This is a genomic window from Rhizobium sp. ZW T2_16 (assembly GCF_044987325.1).
GTDB classification, from domain to species: Bacteria; Pseudomonadota; Alphaproteobacteria; order Rhizobiales; family Rhizobiaceae; genus Neorhizobium; species Neorhizobium cellulosilyticum.
In genome coordinates, this window is sequence record NZ_JBJDRG010000004.1 from 72,019 (window position 1) to 93,444 (window position 21,426).

The following is a 21,426-nucleotide window of genomic DNA, read 5'->3' on the forward strand; positions in this document are numbered from 1 at the left end:
CGTCGATTACTTCTTGGAGAGGTTCTTCTGCTGTGCCTTGGTCAGGTAAGCCGCCCATTCGTCGGCAAGTTCCTTCGCAGAAATATCGCCGAGCAGAGCCTGCTGCGAGGTCTTGATCGCCAGCGAATCCTTGAAGAAAGCGAACTCTTCGAGGAAGGTCGGCATTACGGTCGGAACGGTGTCCTTGTCTGCCAGTTCCTCGAACCAGCCCTTGAACTGGTCACCGGCATAGAACGGATCCTTTTCTGCCGCCGTATAGGCCGGCAAAGCACCGATCTTCTTGTTCCACTCGATATTGCCTTCCGGGCTCTGCAGCGTTTCGATCAGCTTCCAGGAGAGATCCTTGTTTTCGCTCTTGGCAAACATCGACCAGCCGGCATAACCGATCGTCGGGAAGGATTTGCCCGTCGGTCCCTTCGGCAGTGGCGCGACGCCAAAATCTTCCGGCTTCATACGCTCAGCAACTGCTATCAAAGCATCTGGGTCCTGATCGAGGAAGGCGCAGGTGCCGGAATAGAATCCGGCCACGACCTCGTTAAACCCCCAGTTGACGCTGTCCTTTGGCGCAAGACCCTTCTTGTAGAGATCGACCATCCACTCGATACCCTTTGCCCAGCCTTCGCTGTTCATGGTCGAGGTGCCGTCTTCCGTGAAATACTTGTTGTCGCCGGCCATCGAGGCGGCGAAGATCATCCAGCCATTGAGGCCGCCCGGGCCGCCACGCATGCAATAACCGTATTTGCCCGGCAGCTTGGATACGGCTTCGGATGCCTTGGTGAACTCGTCCATGGTCTTCGGCGGCGCGGAAACGCCGGCCTGTTCAAGCAGCTTCTTGTTGTAGAACATCGCCCGCAGATAAAAGCCGTAGGGCAGCATATAGGCGGTGTCCTTGACGTCACGGCCAAGCTCCAGCGCGCGCGGCGTCAGTTCCTTGGTGTGCTGCCATTTTTCCAGATAGGGCTCGAGGCTTTCGAGCATGCCATTGTTGCCATAGAGAGAAAGCCAGGTATCCGGCATTTCCATCACATCCGGCGTATCGCCGGCAGACACCATGGTGGCGAATTTCTGGAAGGCCTCGTTCCAGGGCAGCGAGATGATTTCCACCTTGGTGCCGGGATTGGCGGCCTCGAATTTGTCGACCAGCGATTTCAGTGTCTGCGTGCGTTCCGGGCTGGTGATGACTTCCACCAGCTTCAATGTCGTATCGGCCAATGCGCTGCTTGCCATCAGAGTGGCGAAGATTGCAGTCGTTATGATTGTTTTCACTGTCCTGCTCCCAGTTGTCTTGATTTCATGCGTTACGAGGCGACGGCGATTGCCTCCTGAAGATCGCTCCACAAAGCCTCGGTTCCCTCGAGGCCGACATGGAGGCGTACGGACCGCGCATGGATGCCGAACGTATGCGCGGAATTGGGCTGGGCCTTCTGCTGCAGCACCACTTCGCCCGGAACGATCAGGCTTTCGTGGCCGCCCCAGCTGACGCCGAGCTTGAAGAGTTTGAGATGGTCGGCAAAGGCGCGGATATCCACGCCCTCCTTGAAGATGAAGGAAAACAGGCCCGACGTGCCGTGAAGCCCCGCAGGCAGCCGGTTCGCCAGACCCGGATGGCAGACGGTTTCCACCACATCGAGTTCCTGCAGCCGCCGCGCGATGGTCAGCGCCGATTCCTGATGAGCTTTCATGCGCAAGGGCAGCGTGCGCATGCCTCGGATCAAGAGCCAGGCATCGAAGGGCGAAAGCTTTCCGCCGAGATAGGGATAGGCCTCCGCCTTCACCCGCGCGATCATCTCCTTCGAACCGGCAACCACACCGGCGACGACATCACTATGGCCACCGAGATATTTGGAGGCCGAATGGATGACGAGATCCACGCCGAGTGTGATCGGCCGCTGGAAGAAGGGGCTTGCCCAGCTGTTGTCGATCATCGACACAACGCCGTGCTTTTTCGCCAAGGCCGCCAGCGCGCCGACATCATGGGCTTCCATCACCCAGCTTGTCGGGCTTTCCAGATAGAGAACCTTGGCCCCCGGCAGCGCCTTTGCGACTGCTTCTTCGTCGCGGCCGTCGACATAGGTGACCTCTACCTTCATGCGTTTCAGCAGCGTGCCGAAAAGGCGGAATGCATCGGGATAGACGTGTTTGACTGCAACGATGCGGTCACCCGGCTCGACAAAGCTCAGGACAGACGACGATATCGCCGACATGCCGCTGGCAAAACCGAGCGCATCCTCGGCGCCTTCGAGCTTGGCCAGCATTTCCTCGAACATGCGCACCGTCGGATTGAGGCCGCGCGTATAGATCGGCCGCACCTTCTCACCGCGGTAGGAAGCGATCATCTCGTCATAGTCGGAAAAGGTGAAGAGCGAGGTCTGGAAGATCGGCGGCACGACCGCATCGGCGAAATTTCCGTCGTCATGGGCGGTAATCAGCGAGGCGAATTGCGACGGATCGGACATTTCGTTCATTGGGACATTTCCTTGATGTCTTCCTCGACGACGGCGAGGATCTTTAATGTCTCGCGCCTTGCACCCTCGGGATCTTGGGCGGCGATGGCGTCGAAAAGCGTGCGGTGAAACGGAAAGGAGCGTCGGGCAAAATCCTTGCGATCGAAGGGCGAAGCCCAGAAATGCTCGAAACTCTCGCGCATCTGCTCAAGTATCTGCCGGAACAGCGGATTATGCGTGGCGTCATAAACGGCGAGATGGAAGGCAAGGTCTTCCGGGCCGGACGAGCCCTTTTCCAGATGCACGGTCTCCATCTGCACCAGCTTCTTCTCGATGATCACGAGGTCATCGTCGGTACGCATGCGGGCGGCCACCATGCCGGCTTCGCATTCGATGCCCCGGCGCACCTGCAACGTCTGCAAAAGCACGTCACGCAGGCGTGTCGTGTCCAGCGACAGCGGCATATGCACGGTATCGGGAGAAATCGGCCGCAGCAGATAGGTGCCGCTGCCTTTTCGCGTTTCGATGACGCCGAGCGCCTGAAAGTGGCGGATCGCCTCCCGGATCGTCGAGCGGCCGACAGCAAGCGTTGCCATCAGCTCACGCTCCGCCGGCAGTCGATCACCGGCCTTGAGCTGAACATCGGCGATATAATGCGCAAGCGCCGAAGTCACCTGCCGGGCACGATCCAGTGTCGGCAGCGGTTGAAGTGTTGCGGATAACGTCGCTCTCGTCATAACACCATGCAAGCAAAATTGGTCTGACATCATAGCAAAACACGCGACTAAAAGGGTGTCAATCGCTCCTTGTCGTTTTCGCTTGTGGATAGGCTTTTCATAATGCAGCGAGAGATCCCGCCCGGCGGTCGCGGGTCCGGGATGCGACGCATGCCGGGAGACGGCATGGTGTCGGGCAAGGGCTTGTGGCTTGGGACTTGGGACTTGGGACTTGGGGAGCGGTTCAGTCGTGTCTGGCTATGCGGGCAATATGGAAAGCCTGCCCACCGCCCGATCCACGGCTGGGCCTCGCCGACGGCATGTGCAGCAACCTCACTTGCAGCGATGCTGGCAATATCGCGCATTGCGCCTGGATGTAGAGCTCTTCCCGGACGTCCGGTTCACACGTCCGAGAGTGCGTTGAGCAACACGATATCGTCCTCGCCGGTAATGATATCGGCATCGGCCTGAAGGACGTATTCGACAACGGCTTTTATGCCGCCGAGATGTTCCTTGAGCAGTTTCGCAGCCCGAATTTCATCATGAGCCTTGATCGCGGCATAAAGCGCCACATGCTCCTCCAGAACCTCTTCGAAATAACCGATCTTCGGAAATGCCTGGCGCCGTACGCGGTCGAGTTGCCCCGTCGCGTTATGGATCGTCTGCCAGACATTCGGAAAGCCGGCGATGCGGCAGAGGAGGCGATGGAACTCGTTGTCGACCTTGAAAGCCTCATCGATGTCACGCCGCTTTGCCGCTTCCTGCTGGCGAAAGATAAGTAGATCGAGGTCCTTCTCATGCACAGGATCGAAATTACGGGCTGCAAGACGCACCGTGCGCATTTCAAGGCTGGAACGGATCAGATGCCCCTCGATCACCTTGCGCATGGCGATCTTGTTGACGAATGTGCCCCCGCTCGGAACGATATTGACGAGCCCTTCCTGCGCCAGCCTCAACAAGGCCTCCCGCATCGGCGTTCGGGAAATGCCAAGCTCGGCGCAGGTCTCCTTTTCGTTCAGCGTTTCGCCCGGCGCCAGTTTCATTGTGATGATCGCATCGCGGATGACGTTATACGCCCAGACCGCCTTGGGCTGGCCGGCCCCCATGTCTTCCAATGCAAGTTTAGCGTGTGAATTCACTCAGCGCCTCGTCCGCTCGCTTTACGTGTTTTAGCTTCCTTACATTATAAGCAGTTGCTTTCGTCGGCATAAAGAGGGCACGAGCATCATGCTTCGTTCGCCGCGATCATTGCCATTTCCAGAAGCACCTTGGCTCCGGCCGTCACCTGATCGGGCTCGCACCATTCCTTTTCGCTGTGCGAAATGCCCTGCCTGCAGGGCACGAAGATGATCGCCGTCGGGCAAAGATGGGTCATCGACAGTGCGTCATGAGAGGTCAGCGTCGGCAGCATCATCGACGTGTAGCCCAGCCGTTCCGCCACTTCGAGAACCTGCCCGGCAAGCTCCTGCGACAAGTCAAGCCGCTGGCGATAATGCGAGGTCGTGGCATCGATCGTAAGCCCCGTCTCTCCGGCGATGCGTCCCGCCGCGGCCTCGATGCGATCGATGATCTTCGCCCTCCCCTCTTCGGTTGCATGAACGGCGACATAGGAGAGCTTGGTCAGATGCGGAATGTTGACGCGGTTGTTCGGCCAGTTACGGATCACCGTGGCGCTGACCATGCCCGCCGGCTCGTTCTCGGCTCCGATCGCCTCGATTTCGAGGATCAGTTTGGCCGCAGCGACAAGCGCGTTGCGCCGCGTCGACATTGCGGCCGTCTGCGAATGGCCATTCTCGCCGCTGATATCGATAAATCCGCTGCAACCCCAGGAACTGTTGGAAACGGCAGCGATCATCGCACCTGCCTTTTCCATCTCCGGCCCCTGTTCGATATGCAGTTCGAGATATTTATGCACCGCCCGCCCGCCGACCGGCAGCTGCCCGGCATGACCGATACGGGCAAGCTCGTCGCCGAGCATCACTCCGTCATCATCCTTGCGAAACAACGCATCTTCCAAAGACAGGAGCCCGGCAAAAATGCCCGACCCCATCACGCCCGGCTGGAACCGCGCGCCTTCCTCATTGGTGAAATTGGCGATCTCGATCGCTCGCCGCGTGCTGACGCCTGCCGCATCGAGCGCGCGGATAACCGCAACCCCGGCAAGCACGCCCAGAACGCCATCGAACTTGCCGCCCGGCATCTGCGTGTCGAGATGGCTGCCGATCATCAGCGGCGGCAGCGACGGATCGGTACCTTCCCGCCGCGCGAACATGTTGCCGATAGCATCGACAGTCACCACCAGCCCCGCCTCCTCCGCCCAGTAACGGAACAGGTTGCGCCCCTCGCGGTCCGCATCCGAAAGCGCGGGCCGGAAACTGCCACCGCCCTGCGTCGCGCCGATCGCCCCCATCGTCATGATATCCGCCCAGAGGCGTTCGGCGTTGATTTCCGGCAAGGTGGTCATGGTCTATCCTTTGGCATTGGGTATGGCAGCGATAAGCGAGGCGGATGCTGTCACTGGGTCTCGTGCAGCACCTCTTCGAGCACCTTGAGGAAGATGTCCGCATGGTCCTTGCCGAACGGCAGCGGGGGACGGATCTTCAACGTGTTTCCATGAATTCCGGCGGCGCTGATCAGCACACGACGCTCGCGCATGCGATTGACGACCGCGAGCGAGCGCGGTCCGTCCGGGGCGCGGCTCTGCCGGTCCTTGACGAATTCCAGCCCGAGGAAGAGGCCCGCGCCGCGCACATCGCCGATGCAGTCGAAATGCTGCTGCAGCTTGCGCATGCCTTCCAGCATGTAATTGCCGGTCGACAGCGCATTGCCCATCAGGTCTTCGTCACGGATGACGTCGAGCACGGCATTGGCGGCGGCGATCGATACGTGGTTGGCGCCGAACGTGTTGAAATAGCGGATGTCCTTGCCGAAACGTTCCTGCACCTCGCCCTTCATCACCGCGGCCGCGATGGGCAGGCCATTGCCCATCGGCTTGCCCATGACGGCGATGTCGGGAACGATGCCGTGACGCATGAAACCCCACATATGCGAGCCGGTGCGGCCAAAGCCCGGCTGCACTTCGTCGGCGATGTAAAGCGCGCCGGCCTCATGCACCACGTCCAGCGTCTTCTTCAGGAAGCCCGCAGGCTCCGAATAGATGCCGTCAGTCGAGAATATGCTGTCCGCGATGAAGGCCGCCGGCTTGATGCCATGGCGCAACATGAAGGCGATCGCCTTGGACACCTCTTGCGCGAAGGTCTCGCCGACATCCTTGCCGTCGGCGCGATAGGCATCCGGTGCCGGTACGGTGATCACATGCATGCCGAGGGGCATGTTGTGGCCAAGCGACGGCGAGATGGCGGCGGCGGCGGCCGTCGTGCCGTGATAGGCGTTCTCGGTAATGATGATGCCGGTTCCGCCCGTGTAGTAACAGGCCAGCCGCATGGCGAGGTCGACCGCCTCGCTGCCGGTGCAGCAATACATGACCCGGTTCATCTCGTCGGGAAATGTTGAAAGCAGTTTTTCGGAGTAATCGAGGATCTTTTCGTCGAGATAACGCGTATGCGTATTCAGCACAGCAGCCTGTTCGGCGATCGCGGCGACAACGCGCGGATGGCAATGTCCCACCGAAGGCACGTTGTTATAGGTGTCGAGATAGGCATTGCCGTCCGGATCGTAGAGCCAGACGCCCTCGCCGCGCACCAGATGCAGCGGGTTTTCGTAGAACAGCCGGTAGGACGGCCCGAGCATCGCCTGGCGGCGCTCGATCATCGACCGCTCGCGCTCCGGCAGGCTACTTAGGCGCGATGCATCGAAGCCGTTGATCATCGTTGTGGCTGGCTTGTTCATGTCTCTCTCCCTCGGGTGTCAGGCGCGGCAGGCCGCTGCCAGGCGCTTTACGGCGTCATCTCTTGAAATTGCGTCGAGCCGGGCAAACTGCGCCCATACGGTCGGGCTGTTACGGGTGTAAAGCGCCCGGTGTTCGGGAAACAGCTTTCCGCGCCATTCGGGTATCGCAAGCCGCATCAGCATCCGGGTGGTCACCGCGGTGTAAAGCAACTCGATCTCTTCCTGAGCGAGCGTCTTTTCGGTCGAATACCCTTTCAGAAAATCGCACATCGCCTCCACCGGATCATCGGCGTCGCCCATCTGGTAGGCCGCGCCGACAGCGACATCGAACAGGATGGGTGCATGCACCATGTCGCCGAAATCGATGATGCCGCTGATCTCATCCGGATCATCCTCGCTGACGAGAATGTTCTCCATGTTGAAATCGTTATGGATCACCTGCGCCGGCAGTTCGCCCATGCGCGGAGCAATCAGGGTCTCGAAATCGGCCATCGCCCGTTCCAGCCTTACCCGTTGCGCTTCGTCTTCGAAGACCGGCAGCAATTCGCGAAGCCCCGCGGCGTGCGACATGTCCCAGGTGATGCGATGGCCCGCGGCCTCGTGGGTAAATCCTTCAAGCGCCTTCTGCATGCAACCGAGAAGTACGCCGACGCGGTAGCGCTGGATGGGTGAATGCGGCTGTGATTTCTGTGAAATGCCAGGCGCGAAGGTCACCATGCGCACGCCGCGCGTGCCGCCTTCGTCATCGGTCATGCGGAAATCGGCCTCGCCGTCCAGTGTGCGGATGATCCGCTGGATCGGAATGCCGGGATCGGCCGCTTCGACATGCAGAAGCGCCTGGCTGTGCATGTTCGTCATCGCCGGATTTTCCGCCGGGTTGAGAACCTTGAAGAGATATTCCCTTCCGTCGTCCAGCGTCAGCCGGTAATTGCTGTCCTTCTCGCCCCAGAGCCATTCGGCCTTGCCGGACAGCCCGTATTTTTCCCTTGCGATGCGCTCGGCCTGATCCGGAGGCACGGCAGTCGCGCCCGTCTTCAGCTCTGCGCCAAGCCCGCTTGCCGCTCCTTGGCTTGCCGTGGAGGCCATCTGTCCCATCCCGATACTGCTGTTGATCGTTTGGTGCGGAAGACAACGCCTCCCGCACCTTTGTTGTCCGGCTCAGCCGAGCCTGGGCGCGCTGAGAACGTCTTCGGGATAGGCGGACTGATAGGCCGCAGCCAATGCCAGCACGATATCGTCGCGGAAACGCGGACCGACGAACTGCAGGCCGATCGGCAACCCGCCGGCATCGAAGCCGCAGGGCACCGATACGGCCGGCTGGCCGGTCATGTTGAACGGATAGGTGAAGGGCGACCAGTCGGACCAGTCCTTGCCCTCGATCCCGCCGGGAAAATCGACACCCGCCTCGATTGCCGTCGTCGGCATGGTCGGCAGCATCAGGGCATCATACTTTTCGTGGAAAAGTGCCATCGTCACCTTGAGATCGGCACGCACCTGCTCGGCCGTGACATAGTCGATGGCCGAGTAGGTCTTTCCCTTCTCGTAGATGCGGATCAGGCCGGGATCCATCAACTTCTTCTGCTCTTCCGTCGGATTGACCATCTCGACGGTGCGGGCTTCGGCGGCGTACCAGAGCGCCAGAAGAGCATCCTGCGGATTGGAAAAGCCCGGATCGATCTCCTCGATGATCGCGCCCATATCCGCCAGCCGCTGGGCGGCCCGCTCGACCGCAGCAGCGACATCCGGCTGCACTTCGGCATAACCGAGATTTCGGCTGTAACCGATCTTCACGCCCTCGACGCTGGTAGCATTGATCCCTTCGTGCCAGTTCGGCACCGGTGTCGGACTATAGCCATACATCGCCTTCGGCGTCGGCCCGGTTGTGGCATTCATGAACAGCGCCGCATCCTCGACCGTCCGCGTCAGCGGGCCGCGATGGGCAAGCTCGAACAGCGCCGTCGGCGTGTCGGAGGGAATCCAGCCATAGCTAGGCTTGATGCCGAACGCGCCGCAGAACGAAGCCGGAATGCGGATCGAACCCGCACCATCCGACCCTTCATGCAAAACGCCCATATTGAGCGCAGCTGCCACGGCCGCACCGCCCGACGAGCCGCCAGAGGCGCGATCGGTGCGCCACGGGTTAAGCGTGTTGCCGAATGCCGGACCGTGAGTGACACCCTTCCAGCCGAATTCCGGCGACGTCGTCGTGCCGAGGATGGTCACACCCGCGCCGCGCAGGCGTTCCATGATCAGGAACTCCTTTTCGGAAGGCGTCGTTGCACCGAGCGCCGAGCCGCGCCGCCACGGAATGCCCTTGACCGGAGTGAGTTCCTTGATCGTCGTCGGCGCACCGTCGATGGGTGAAAGCGGTTCGCCCTTCTTCCAGCGCGCTTCGGATGCCTTTGCCTCGGCGAGCGCCAGTTCTGGCACCACATAGGCGAAGGCGTTGACGCTCGGATTGAACTTTTCGATCCGCGCAAGCGAGGCCTTGGCGGCTTCGACCGGGGACGCCTTGCCCGACGCGAACAGCTGGGAAAGCTGTGCCGCGGTCATTTCGCCAAGATCTGTCTTTTCCATCATGTTCATGATCTCAATCCTTGATGCTTCAGGCGTGCGCGGCCGCAACGGTATCCAGCGCGCGGGCAACGGCACCGAACATGTCGTCGATCTGTTCGGCGGTAATGATCAGCGGCGGGCAGAAGCAGATGGCTTCGCCGATATTGCGGATGATCAGGCCCTCGTCCTGGCATGCGGCGGCGATTGCTGCAGCCGCATCACCGGCATTGGCATCCGCCCAGGGCTTGATTTCCAGCGCGCCGAGCAGGCCGACGCCGCGCGAGGAATGCGCCAGCGGGTGCTTGGCAAGTTCTGCCAGGCCGCCGAGGAACTTTTCCTCCAGTCGTGCGACGTTGCCGACGAGATCCCGCTCCTGGATGATCTTCAGGTTTTCGAGACCAACCGCGGTCGCAACCGGATGACCGGAGGCAGTGAAGCCATGGCCGAACACGCCGATACGGTCGCTTTCGTCAGCGATCGGCTGATAGAAATGGTCGTTCATGATGATCGCCGAAAGCGGCATGTAGGACGACGAGATCTGCTTCGACACGACGAGCACGTCCGGCTCGATGCCGAGCGTCTCGCAGGCGAACATCTTGCCGGTACGGCCGAAGCCGCAGATGACTTCGTCGGCGACGAGAAGGATGTCGTATTTCTTCAGGATGGCCTGAACGCCGGCCCAATAGCCGTCTGACGGCATCAGCACGCCGCCGGCGCCCATCACAGGCTCGCCCCAGAAGGCGGCGATCGTTTCAGGGCCTTCCTTGAGGATCAGGTCCTCCAGATCCTTCAGCATGCGCTTGGTGAAATCGGCTTCGCTTTCGCCCTCGAGACCGAAATGCACATAGGACGGGCAGGATGTATGAACCATCCGGTCGAGCGGCAGGTCGAAGCTTTCATGGTTGCGCGGCAGGCCGGTGATCGAGCCTGAGGCGATCGTCACACCGTGATAGCCCTTGATCCGGCCGATGATCTTCTTCTTGTCTTTCTTGCCGAGCGCGTTGGAACGGTACCAGACCATTTTGCAGGCAAGGTCGTTGGCTTCGGAACCGGAGGAGGTGAAGTGCACCTTCGACATCGGTACCGGTGCGATCTTGACCAGCATCTCGGCCAGATCGATCGACGGGCCATGCGTCTTGTAGGAGAAGCTGTGGTAATAGGGCAGCTTTTCCATCTGCGCCTTGGCGACTTCCGCCAGACGTTTTTCGCCGAAACCGAGCGCCACCGACCACAGGCCGGCCAGGCCCTCGATATAGCGCTTGCCGGTATTGTCGGTAACATAGATACCGTCGCCGCTCTCGATCACGAGGCCGCCGGTTTTTTCATATTTCCGAAGATTGACCATCGGATGCATCTGATAGGCCATGTCGCGGGCTTCGACCGAGTTCGGCATAATCGTCATGTGCTGCTCCATAAGCGGGCTCTGTTGCCCAGATTGATTGATATCCGACGGGCTCAGGCCGTCATCAGCGCTTCCTTTGCCCGACCGGGAATGGCCTCGATCAGGCTTTTCGTGTAGGGGTGCCGGGGCGTGTCGAAGATCTCGCTCCCCGTACCAAGTTCGACGACCTCGCCCTTCTGCATCACCATAACGCGGTCACAGATCTTGGCCGCGACGCGCAGGTCATGGGTGATGAACACGAGGGAGAGGTTGAGGTCTTTTTTCAGCTGGCCCAGAAGTTCCAGAACCTGAGCCTGGATCGAAACGTCGAGTGCAGACACCGCCTCGTCGGCGATGATGATCTCGGGTTCGAGCGCCAATGCGCGGGCAATGCCGATACGCTGCCGCTGACCGCCGGAAAACTCGTGCGGAAAACGATTGTTTCCTTTGGGATCTAGCCCGACCATCTCCATCAGTTCGGCAGCGCGGGCGAGCGCCTTTTTCTCATCCTCACCATAGGCGATCGGCCCCGAGGCAATGATGCGCCCGACCTTTTCGCGCGGATTGAGCGACGAATACGGGTCCTGGAAGATCATCTGCATGCGTCTGCGCATGGCGCGCAGTTGTTCGCCCTTCAGATGCGCCATGTCCTGTCCGCCAAGCAGAACGCGGCCGCTTTCGGGGTCCTGCAGCCGCACGAGGCAGCGACCGACCGAAGACTTGCCTGAGCCGCTTTCACCGACGATGCCAAGCGTTTCGCCGCGACCGAGTGTGAACGACACGTCCTTGACGGCATGCACTTCACGGGCCTTGGAAAACAGCCCGCCGCCCATGCGATAGATTTTCGAGAGGTTCTCGACGGCAAGCAGCGGCTCGCGGGTCTCGATACGCGCCACCCCTTCGCCGGGACGCGGGATCGCCGCGATCAGCTTCTTCGTATAGGGGTGTTGCGGCGAAAACAGAACCTCTTCGGCCGTTCCCTGCTCGACGATGCGGCCGAGCTGCATCACCGTCACATAGTCGGCGATCTCGGCCACGACGCCGAAATCGTGAGTGATGAACATCACTGCCATGTTGCGCTCTTTTTGGAGCCCGGCGATGAGTTTCAATATCTGCGCCTGCGTCGTCACGTCGAGCGCCGTTGTCGGCTCGTCGGCGATCAGCACTTCCGGCTCGAGCGCCAGCGCCATCGCGATCATCACGCGCTGACGCTGACCGCCGGAAAGCTGAAACGGATAGCTGTCGGCGGCTCGCGGCGGGTCGGGCAGACCGACCTCCGTCAGAAGCGATAGCGCCTTTTGCCTGCGCTCCTTCGGAGTCAGAAGACCATGCGCCTCGAACACTTCCTCGATCTGTGCCGAGACTTTCATCAGCGGGTTGAGCGCCGACATCGGCTCTTGGAAGATCATCGCCACTCGGCGACCGCGAATGGAGTAGAGCGCATCCGCCGGCATGGTGATCAGATCGGTGGCGCCAAGCAGAATACGACCCTGCGCCACGCGCACCGTATCGGGAAGAAGCCCCATCAGCGCATTGGCCGACATGGATTTGCCCGAGCCGCTTTCACCGACCACGCAGAGCATCTCGCCGGGAAACAGCTTGAAGGAGACGCGGTCGACTGCATAGGGGCGATCAGCGCCGTCCGGAAGTGCGATGCTCAGCCTGTCGATATGGACGACCGGTTCGCCCCTCCCCTCTTCCTTCAGAGCACCCGGATGGATGACGGCGGCAGCGGTTTCGTCGGATGTCACGGCATTGGTGTCGATCATGTCTGCCATGGTTACCTCCCCTTGCGCGCAAGGCGCGGGTTGAGAGCGTCGTTCAGCCCTTCGCCGACGAGATTGAGCGCCAGCACGGTCAGAAGGATTGCAAGGCCCGGGAAGAAGCTCACCCACCAGGCCTGACGGATCACGGTGCGGCCCGCGCCGATGATATAGCCCCAGGACATGATGTTGCGGTCGCCCAGCCCCAGGAAAGACAGCGAGCTTTCGATCAGGATCGCCGCCGCCACCATCATCGAGGCGAGCACGATAATCGGCGAGAGCGTGTTCGGCAGGATCTGCCGCCAGATGATCGTCGAATGCGTCTGGCCGGAAAGAACGGCGGCCTCGACGAATTCACGCGACCGGAGCGACATAACCTCGCCGCGCAGCAAGCGCGCCACCGGCGGCCAGGAGACCACGGCAATCGAGATGACGATCGAATAGATGCTCGGCTGGAAGATCGCCACCAGCACCACGGCCAGCGCGAAACTCGGCACGCTCTGGAAGAATTCGGTGAACCGCATCAGCAGATCATCGACCCAGCCGCCGAAATATCCGGCAATTGCGCCGATCGGAATACCGATCAGTAGCGAGACGACGGTCGATACGAGCCCGACCAGCAGGGAAACCCGTGCGCCGTGGGCGAGACCCGCCGCAAGGTCGCGTCCCATCGGATCGGTGCCAAGCACGAAAGCGTCCATGGTGAAGGGCGGAATGAACGGCCGCTGCACCATCGCCCAGGGCGACTTGGTGTAGATGAACGGAGCGACGATCGAAAGAACGACGACCAGAAGCAGGATGACCAGACCGACGACGGCGCCTCGGTTCTGCGAAAAACGTTTCCAGAAATCCTTCATGACGTCACCTTGATGCGCGGATCGACGAGGCGGTAAAGCACGTCGGTGATGAGGTTGAAGAGCAGCACCATCGCCGCCGAGACGACAAAGACGCCGAGCAGCAGATTGTAGTCGCGCTGCGAGAGGGCGTCGAACATCAGCCGGCCGATGCCCGGCCAGGCAAACACGGTTTCGATCAGCACTGCGCCGCCGACCAGCTGCCCGGCCTGCAGGCCGGCAAGCGTCACCACCGGCAGAAGCGCATTTCGCAGTACATGGCGGCGCTGGATGACACTGGGACGCAAGCCCTTGGCCTTGGCGGTCTTGACGAAATCCAGCGTGCTGACTTCCAGCATCGAGGCACGGGTCATCCGGGCATAGACGGCCATGAAGAACAGCCCGAGCGTCATTGCCGGCAGGATAAGGTGCAGGAAGACATCGAGCGCGCGGGCAAGGCCGGTATAATTCGCGCCGACGGTTTCATAACCGAAGCCGGGCAGCCATCCGAGCTGGACGGAAAACAACAGCACGCCCATCAGCGCCAGCCAGAAGAGCGGCGTCGCGTAGAAGATCAGCGCGATGAGCGAGATGATCGTATCGGCCCACTTGCCCTGCCGCGCGGAGGCAAAGGCACCGGCCGCAACGCCCAGGCCGAGCGAGATCACGAAGGCTGAAAGGGAAAGTAGCAGCGTCGCCGGCAGGCGCTCGCCGATCAGTTGCAGCACCGGCAATTGCTGGCGGTAGGAATAACCGAGATCGAGCTGGACCACCGAAGAAACGTAGATCCAGAGCTGCATGTAAAGCGGCTTGTCGAGGCCGAAACGTTCTCTGAGCTGTTGCAGGAAGGCAGGATCGGCATCACCCGCTTCCCCGGCCATGACCGCAGCCGGATCGCCCGGTGCGGCATGGATGAGGAAGAAATTGAGCACGGTGATACAGATCAGGATCACGACTGCCTTCAGCAATCGCCCCGAGATGAATCTCAGCATGAGCACGGCTCCGACTAGATTTTTCAGGTCAGGAATGAGCCAGGCGGAGACGGATCTCCGCCTGAATGTCGATTACTTCTTGATCCAGGCGTCGCGCATGGATTCCGGCAGGCCGGAGGCGGTCGTCACGATATCCTGAACCTTGCAGTTGTAGATCGTTGGGAAACCGAGTTCGAGCAGCCAAGCAACCGGAACGTCTTCCTGAAGCTTTCTCTGCGCCTGGTCGTAAAGTTCCTGACGCTTGGATGCCGGATAGGCGACTGCAGCCTCGTCGAACAGCTTGTCGAGGTCGGGATTGGAATAGCCCTCGACATTGTTGAACGGGTTGCCCTTGGCGATCTGCGAGGTCTTGTAGTTGCGGTCCACGCCGATTGCCGGGTCACCATTCTGGTAGAGATAGGTGAAGGCGATGTCGTATTCCCAGTTGGATGTCCGCTGGTTCCAGCCGGCAACGTCGGCCGCTTCGATTTCGATCGGAATACCGACTTCCTCGAGGTTCTGCTTCACGGCTTCGGCCCAGCGCTGCCAGGTCTCGCCATAGGGAAGCGGCAGGAGCTTCAGCGGCTTGCCGTCATAACCGGCTTCCTTGAGCAGTTCCTTGGCCTTGTCGACATCATGCGGGTATTTTGGCTCGACATCCTTGTAGAAGGGAAGCTTTGACGACAGCGGCCCGGTCGCAACCTTGCCGTAGCCGTTCCACAGAACGTCCTTGGCGAATTCACGGTCGAGCGCATACATCACCGCCTGACGGAACTTCACATTGTCCATCGGCGCTTTGCGGTTGTTGAGCCACAGCCAGGAGAGCGGTGCGAAATATTCCCAGCCCTTTTCGGTCGTGCAGGTATTGGGCAGATCCTTCAGCCGCGGAATGTCGAAATTCTCGACCGAGCCGCCCGGCACCACGTCGATATTGCCGGTCTCGAATGCGACCGAACGCGATGCGCCGTCCGGAATGACCTGGTAATACAGTTCGTCGAGATAGGGCTTGCCCTTCACGTAATAGTCCGGGTTCTTGACGAGATGGATGTAGCTGCCGCGCTTCCATTCGTCGAACTTGAACGGGCCGGTGCCGATCGGCTTGTCGTTGGCCGGATTGGTGGCGTAGTCGGTGCCTTCATAGATATGCTTGGGCAGGACCGGCATCGTGTAGAAGGCCAGACCGCGGATGAAGGCCTCGAAGGGCTGCTTCAGCTTGAACACGACAGTCTTGTCGTCCGGTGCCGTGACGCTTTCCACATGGGTCATCAGGTTGCGATGACGCGGCTGCATCTTCATCAGATAGTCGTTGGCGGAGAACAGCACGTCGGCCGAGGTCATCGGCTTGCCGTCATGCCACTTCACGTCATCCTGCAGTGTGAACGTATAGGTCAGGCCGTCATCGGAGACCGTCCACGACTTGGCGAGCGACGGCTCGGGCTTGAGGTTCTCGTCGTAGCGCAGCAGGCTTTCGTAGATATTGCCGCCGACGAGCAGAGCCGGGCCGTTGGTGGTGGTGCCGATCATGATGCTTGGTGGTTCGGGCTGAACGATGAGGTTCAGTTTGCCACCCGGTACGCCTTGGGCAAAGGCCGCTGTCGTCGTCATGAAAATGGCTAGGGATGCAGAAATCAGTCGTCGCATGAAGTTCCCCTTTATGGATTTTCGTTTGCGTGCAGACGTCACTTCGTGATCGTATCGGAACTACAATATACCGATATATCGATACATCATCTTGACTCCGGCCTTTGGCACCTGTCAAGCAAGGCAGGTGATTTTTTGCATAAAACTTGAACTCGAAAAATGGTTGCTCAAAAATTGATCAGCTTGCGGAAAATCGCGACGCCATATGCTTTGAAGACAGACAAGCAGCAGCAATGAGGTCCTGATAAAGATGGAATTGATGAGCCGAACGGACGCAAAAATCGCTCACATCGCGCTGGTCAGCAGCACGCTCGACCTCACCTTTCTGAAAACCGCATTCGAGGCTTCAGGCCTGAATGTGCGGCTGAGTATATACCCCGAGCCCGGCTTCGAGGAAGCCGATGTCGCCGTGGCGTGGAACCCGCCGCACGGGCTTTTGGCCGATATGCCGAACCTGAAAATGGTGCACAGCATCGCCGCGGGCCTGGACAACATCTTTGCCGATCCGAACCTTCCCGCCATCCCCGTCTGCCGTGTCGTCGACAGCCAGCATGCGCTTGGCATGGCGGAATATGCGATCTGGTCCGTGCTGCTGTTTCACCGAGAAATGGACCGGCACCTGCAAAACGCCGCGCGCAAACGCTGGGAGCGCCCCGCACAGAAGGCGGCACAGGATTATACGGTCGGCATACTGGGTTTCGGCGCAATCGGTCGTACCGTCGGGCGCAGTCTGCGCGCCCTCAACTACAATGTCCGCGGATGGGCGCGCTCGCCTAAGGAAGAGGCAGGGATCGCCACCTATTACGGCGACACGCAACTGCCGGAATTTCTCTCTGGCTGCGATGCGCTGATCTGCCTGCTTCCCCTCACCGATGCCACGCGCGGCATATTGAATGCCGACCTCTTCGCCCACCTGCCGCAAGGTGCTGCGATCATCAACATGGGGCGTGGGGAGCACATGGTGGAGGCCGATCTTCTCGCCGCGATCGACACAGGCCATCTGCGTGGCGCGGTCCTCGACGTCTTCCTCAAGGAGCCCCTTCCCGAAGAAAGCCCACTCTGGAGCCATCCCAGAATCTTCGCGACGCCGCATATCGCCTCCATGCCCAATCCGCGCGATGTCGCAGCGCAGATTTTTGAGAACGCCACGAGGGTTCTGGCCGGACAGGAGCCGCTCAATTCCGGCAGTCGTGAAAGCGGTTATTGAGCCGCAGGCGCCAGCATCACGTCCAGCGTCGACAGACCGAAGCCGGGTTCCTGCACGATCAGGCCCGGCTGATCGACAAACACATATTCGACGACTGCGGCGATATCGTCGAGATGCCGCCGCATCAGATCATGGGCGCGATCGGCATCGCCGGCAATGATCGCTTCGTAAATCGCCCGGTGCTCCTGTTCGACCTCATCGAAATAACCCGACCGCGGAATGGCGAAGCGCCTTATCCGGTCAAGCTGCCCCGTCGCATTGTGAATGGTCTGCCAGACATCCGGGAAGCCGGCCATCGCGCAGATCAGCCGGTGAAAGTCATTGTCGACCGCAAAGGACTGGTCGTAGTCCTGACGCTTGGCCGCATCGCCCTGCAGGAACATTAGAAGATCGAAATCCCGGTCCCGCGCGGCGTCATGGGAACGCGCAGCTAACCGCACCATCCGTAGTTCCAGGCTGGAACGGATGAGATGCCCCTCGATCACGCCCCGCAGCGAGATGCTGTTGACGAAAGTGCCGCCGCTCGGCACCACATTGACCAGCCCCTCCTGCGCAAGCCTTAACACCGCCTCGCGCATCGGGGTACGCGATACGCCGAGCTCGGCGCAGGTTTCCTTCTCGCTGATCGTCGCGCCCGGCTCCATCTTCATGGTGATGATCGCATGGCGGATGTAGTTATAGGCCGTCAGCGCCTTGGGTTGACCCACCGCATTTCCGGGCAGGAAGTCGGACTGCTGCAAACGTGTGTTCATCTCGGTCCTCCTTCCCTGAAGGTTTTCAGCCAGCGCCATACCGATATATCGCGGCTTCTCCCTAGTCTCTTCTCCGCGGTTTGCAAGGAATATCGTCAGGTTTTTCAGGCAAAGCTCCGCCCCGCGGGTTTTCTGCACCCACGTGAACGCGCAGCAGGGAGACTTCCGGAACATGGCTGCGATACTAGATCGCAGCCACCTCCTTTTTCCGCCGGACGATCAACACCAAGGCAGCAAGCAGCAGCGTGCCGAAGATGAACAAGAAGGCCGCCGCCGCGATCGCCGGGCTGATATTGTCGCGAATGGTGGAAAACATCTGGCGCGCCAGCGTCCGCTGGTTCGGCCCGGCCACGAACAGCGTCAGCACCACTTCGTCCAGCGACGTCGCAAATGCTAGAACCGCACCGGTCAGGATGCCCGGCATGGCAAGCGGCAGGGTCACCTTGCCGAATACCCTTTGCGGAGAAGCGCCAAGGCTTGCCGCCGCAAGCTCCACCCTCCTGTCGATGCCCGCCAGAGATCCGGAAACGCTGACGATGACAAAAGGCACCGCCACGACCGTATGTGCGATGATGACCGCCAGATGCGTATTGGCAAGCCCGATACGCGCAAGCAAGATCTGCATGCCGATGCCGAGCACCACCGCTGGCACCACCATCGGCAGCATGAACAGCGTGCGGATCAGCCCGCCGATCATCGGCAACCGCCGCCGCAGACCGAGTGCCGCCAGCACGCCGAGCACCGTCGCCAGCGCCGTGGTTCCGAAACCGATGATCAGGCTGTTGACGATCGCCCTTTGCCAGGCCGGTGCGGTGAAAAGTTCGACGAACCAGCGAAACGAGAATGACGGTATCGGATATACGAGAAGCAGGCTCGAAGTGAAGGCAAGCGGCATCATGACCAGAAGCGGAACGATCAGGAATGCAGCCATCAGCGCTCCGAAGAGCCACTGCAGTGTTTTGGCCGGCATCAGGCGCTCCTTTCCCGCTGTGTGGCGAGCCGGTCATAAACGGCATAGAGGATGATGGTGACGACAAGCAGCACGATGCCGAGCGCGCTCGCCATGCCCCAGTTTCCGGAATTCTGGGCATGGAAGGCGATGAAGGAACTGATCATCTGGTCCCCTGCCCCACCGATCAGCGCCGGCGTGATGTAATATCCGATCGCCGACATGAAGACGAGCAGCGAGCCCGCCGCGATGCCGCCGAAGCTGAGCGGCAGCAGCACCCGAACGAAAGCCCTGAGCGGATGCGCCCCGAGCGAGGCCGCCGCGGGCATCAGGTTCTTCGGGATGGTCAGGAGCACGCTGTAGATCGGCAGCACCATCATCGGCAAAGACACATGCGTCATGGCGATGATCACCCCGGTGCGGTTGAAGATCAGCGCCAGCGGACCGGCGATGATGTTCAGGTCCATCAGGGCCGAATTGATCAGCCCCTGTTCCTGCAGCAGGATGAACCACGCGGCAGTGCGCACCAGAAGCGAGGTCCAGAGCGGCAACAGCACGGCTGCCAGCAGTGCCTGCCTTTTCCAGCCGGTCGCAACCGTGATCAGCAGCGCATAGGGATAACCGAGCAGCACGCAGAAGATCGTGACTGTCGCGGAAATCCAGAATGTCCGCCCGAAGATCGCCACGTTGATCGTCTGCTCGGGCGGTTGTGAGACGATTTCACCGGTATCATTTCGCATCAGGTCTAAGGCCGCGAGAAGATAGCGATCGGTCGTCGGCGACAGGGCGTCGGTAATCGCCTTCCAGTATTGCGGCTGGCTCCATTTCCTGTCGAGCGCCACGAGGTCAATCGGCGCGTCCGGCGTCTCCTGCACGGCCCTCAGCGTCTTGCTCATCAACGTCCGGAAACCGGATTGGGCACTGTTCAACCGGCGTACCATGTCGCCGACAGCCTGTTCATCGGTTGCTGCTGCCCGCAGATCGGTGACGAATGCCGCCTGCAAGTCTGCGCCCGGCGCGCTTTCTCCATCCCAGGACGAGGCAACCTTGGAGGTCTCCGGCAAGAGCCGCGCTACCGCATTGTCCGAAACCGATTGCGTCAGCACGGAGCCGAGTGGCCAGATGAAGAACAGGCAGATGAACAGGAAAAGCGGAGCGACCAGAAGAAACGGCCCACTTTTCTTCAGAAAGCTCTTGCCGCTCATCATGCAATCACCTTGCAATCCTCGGGGCTGAAAAACGCCGTGACCTGAGCGCCGCGCTGCGGCTCCGGCGACCTGCGGTCGAGGCGCACGACATAAGATGCGTCCGCGGGACCAGCGAGCTGCACACGCAGATGGTCACCCTGATAGACACAGTCCGTCACGATCGCGGAAATGGCATTGCCCGACAGGCCTTTATTGCCGCTAAAGCCGTCCGGCAGCGAAAGCCGTTCCGGGCGAAGCGATACCGAGATCCCCTGCCCTGCCGCCAAGCCACCGGAGCCTGCGACACGCACGATATCGCCACCGTTCAGGCGGATCACGGCGGATGTCGGCTCAACCGCCTCCACCGTGCCGTCGATCAAATTCGTCTCGCCAATGAATTCCGCCACGAAACGCGTTGCCGGTTCGTCATAGACCTGTCGCGGCGTGCCGATCTGCTCGATCTTGCCCTTGTTGAACACCGCAATCCGGTCCGACATCGTCAGCGCCTCACCCTGATCATGGGTGACGAACACGATCGTCAGCCCGAGCCGCTGATGCAGCGCGCGGATATCGAGTTGCATCTGCTCGCGCAGGTTCTTGTCGAGTGCGCCGAGCGGTTCGTCCATCAGCACCACGCGCGGCTCGAAAACGAGTGCACGCGCCAGCGCCACGCGTTGCTGCTGGCCACCGGAAAGCTGCGACGGCTTGCGTTCCGACAATGTGCCGAGCTGCACCATGTCGAGTGCCGTCTTTACACGGTACGCGATTTCAGCCCTGGAAATCCCCCGCATCTGCAGCGGAAAGGCGACATTGGCGCCGACGGTCATATGCGGAAAGAGCGCGTAGTTCTGAAAAACCACGCCCATGTCGCGCTTGTGCGACGGCACATCATTGACCTTGTAGCCGTCGACGAGGATTTGGCCTTCGGTTGCGGTCTCGAAGCCGGCCAGCATCATCAGAAGCGTGGTCTTGCCCGATCCCGATGGTCCGAGAAGACTGACGAACTCGCCCTTCTCGATATCCAGCCTCAACTTGTCGACTACGCATTGCTGTCCGTAATATTTGCTGACGCCATCGAAGCGTATGCGGAATTCAGCCACGCGATTCCCCTTTTTCGGTCGTTGGATACGGTTGCCCTATCGGTCGCGCCCTTCATGGCGGTCCGTATCCATCCGTT

General features: G+C 60.5%; 18 protein-coding genes. 1 reads left to right on the forward strand and 17 read right to left on the reverse strand.

Translation table 11 applies throughout. The features are described from left to right. Positions 1-6: 6 nt before the first annotated feature. The 13 genes from ACI3K0_RS13260 to ACI3K0_RS13320 all read right to left on the reverse strand — a co-directional run bounded on the left by ACI3K0_RS13260 (position 7) and on the right by ACI3K0_RS13320 (position 16,154). A complete protein-coding gene (locus ACI3K0_RS13260; protein ID WP_210297893.1) occupies positions 7-1,227 on the reverse strand; it encodes a sugar ABC transporter substrate-binding protein in 1,221 nt (406 codons plus the stop codon). A 71-nt stretch (positions 1,228-1,298) separates the two neighbouring features. Further along, positions 1,299-2,465 (reverse strand): PLP-dependent transferase, encoded by a 1,167-nt coding sequence (locus ACI3K0_RS13265; RefSeq protein ID WP_404945403.1) that lies wholly within the window; start codon positions 2,463-2,465, stop codon positions 1,299-1,301. After that, entirely contained in the window at positions 2,462-3,181 is a 720-nt protein-coding gene (locus ACI3K0_RS13270; protein ID WP_183685338.1) for a FadR/GntR family transcriptional regulator, read from the reverse strand. The genes ACI3K0_RS13265 and ACI3K0_RS13270 overlap by 4 nt, the downstream gene beginning before the upstream one ends. A 380-nt stretch (positions 3,182-3,561) precedes the next feature. Continuing rightward, the gene (locus ACI3K0_RS13275) at positions 3,562-4,299 is read right to left on the reverse strand and encodes a GntR family transcriptional regulator (protein ID WP_404945404.1); all 738 of its coding nucleotides are present in this window, start codon (positions 4,297-4,299) and stop codon (positions 3,562-3,564) included. A gap of 86 nt (positions 4,300-4,385) precedes the next feature. Then, positions 4,386-5,624 (reverse strand): Zn-dependent hydrolase, encoded by a 1,239-nt coding sequence (locus ACI3K0_RS13280; protein ID WP_404945405.1) that lies wholly within the window; start codon positions 5,622-5,624, stop codon positions 4,386-4,388. Between the two features lie 50 nt (positions 5,625-5,674). Beyond that, a complete protein-coding gene (locus tag ACI3K0_RS13285; RefSeq protein WP_404945406.1) occupies positions 5,675-7,009 on the reverse strand; it encodes an aspartate aminotransferase family protein in 1,335 nt (444 codons plus the stop codon). Positions 7,010-7,027: 18 nt separating this feature from the next. Next, entirely contained in the window at positions 7,028-8,095 is a 1,068-nt protein-coding gene (locus ACI3K0_RS13290; protein WP_206827775.1) for a phosphotransferase, read from the reverse strand. 72 nt (positions 8,096-8,167) lie between these two features. Continuing rightward, on the reverse strand, positions 8,168-9,595 hold the full coding sequence (locus ACI3K0_RS13295; RefSeq protein WP_206827777.1) for an amidase: 1,428 nt from the start codon (positions 9,593-9,595) through the stop codon (positions 8,168-8,170). A gap of 19 nt (positions 9,596-9,614) precedes the next feature. Then, entirely contained in the window at positions 9,615-10,967 is a 1,353-nt protein-coding gene (locus tag ACI3K0_RS13300) for an aspartate aminotransferase family protein (RefSeq protein ID WP_404945407.1), read from the reverse strand. Positions 10,968-11,020: 53 nt separating this feature from the next. Next, on the reverse strand, positions 11,021-12,715 hold the full coding sequence (locus tag ACI3K0_RS13305; protein WP_206827901.1) for an ABC transporter ATP-binding protein: 1,695 nt from the start codon (positions 12,713-12,715) through the stop codon (positions 11,021-11,023). Between the two features lie 11 nt (positions 12,716-12,726). Next, the gene (locus ACI3K0_RS13310; protein ID WP_183993661.1) at positions 12,727-13,566 is read right to left on the reverse strand and encodes an ABC transporter permease; all 840 of its coding nucleotides are present in this window, start codon (positions 13,564-13,566) and stop codon (positions 12,727-12,729) included. Beyond that, positions 13,563-14,534 carry an ABC transporter permease gene (locus ACI3K0_RS13315; RefSeq protein WP_206827781.1) on the reverse strand — a complete coding sequence of 324 codons (972 nt, stop codon included), beginning with the start codon at positions 14,532-14,534 and terminating at the stop codon, positions 13,563-13,565. Before ACI3K0_RS13315 ends, ACI3K0_RS13310 begins: the two co-directional genes overlap by 4 nt. A 72-nt stretch (positions 14,535-14,606) precedes the next feature. Next, complete coding sequence (locus tag ACI3K0_RS13320; protein WP_206827782.1) at positions 14,607-16,154, reverse strand: ABC transporter substrate-binding protein; 1,548 nt, start codon at positions 16,152-16,154, stop codon at positions 14,607-14,609. A gap of 259 nt (positions 16,155-16,413) precedes the next feature. Between ACI3K0_RS13320 and ACI3K0_RS13325 the strand changes: the two genes are divergently transcribed. Continuing rightward, the gene (locus tag ACI3K0_RS13325) at positions 16,414-17,361 is read left to right on the forward strand and encodes a glyoxylate/hydroxypyruvate reductase A (protein ID WP_206827783.1); all 948 of its coding nucleotides are present in this window, start codon (positions 16,414-16,416) and stop codon (positions 17,359-17,361) included. On the opposite strand, the gene ACI3K0_RS13330 is transcribed toward ACI3K0_RS13325, so the two are convergent. The 4 genes from ACI3K0_RS13330 to ACI3K0_RS13345 form a co-directional block, all read right to left on the reverse strand. Further along, complete coding sequence (locus tag ACI3K0_RS13330; RefSeq protein WP_206827784.1) at positions 17,355-18,113, reverse strand: GntR family transcriptional regulator; 759 nt, start codon at positions 18,111-18,113, stop codon at positions 17,355-17,357. The genes ACI3K0_RS13325 and ACI3K0_RS13330 overlap by 7 nt on opposite strands. 184 nt (positions 18,114-18,297) lie before the next feature. Beyond that, the gene (locus tag ACI3K0_RS13335; protein WP_206827785.1) at positions 18,298-19,083 is read right to left on the reverse strand and encodes an ABC transporter permease; all 786 of its coding nucleotides are present in this window, start codon (positions 19,081-19,083) and stop codon (positions 18,298-18,300) included. Beyond that, entirely contained in the window at positions 19,083-20,267 is a 1,185-nt protein-coding gene (locus ACI3K0_RS13340) for an ABC transporter permease (RefSeq protein WP_404945408.1), read from the reverse strand. Before ACI3K0_RS13340 ends, ACI3K0_RS13335 begins: the two co-directional genes overlap by 1 nt. Further along, positions 20,267-21,349: an ABC transporter ATP-binding protein gene (locus tag ACI3K0_RS13345; protein WP_404945409.1), complete on the reverse strand. Its 1,083-nt coding sequence runs from the start codon at positions 21,347-21,349 to the stop codon at positions 20,267-20,269. The genes ACI3K0_RS13340 and ACI3K0_RS13345 overlap by 1 nt, the downstream gene beginning before the upstream one ends. Between the last annotated feature and the right edge of the window lie 77 nt (positions 21,350-21,426).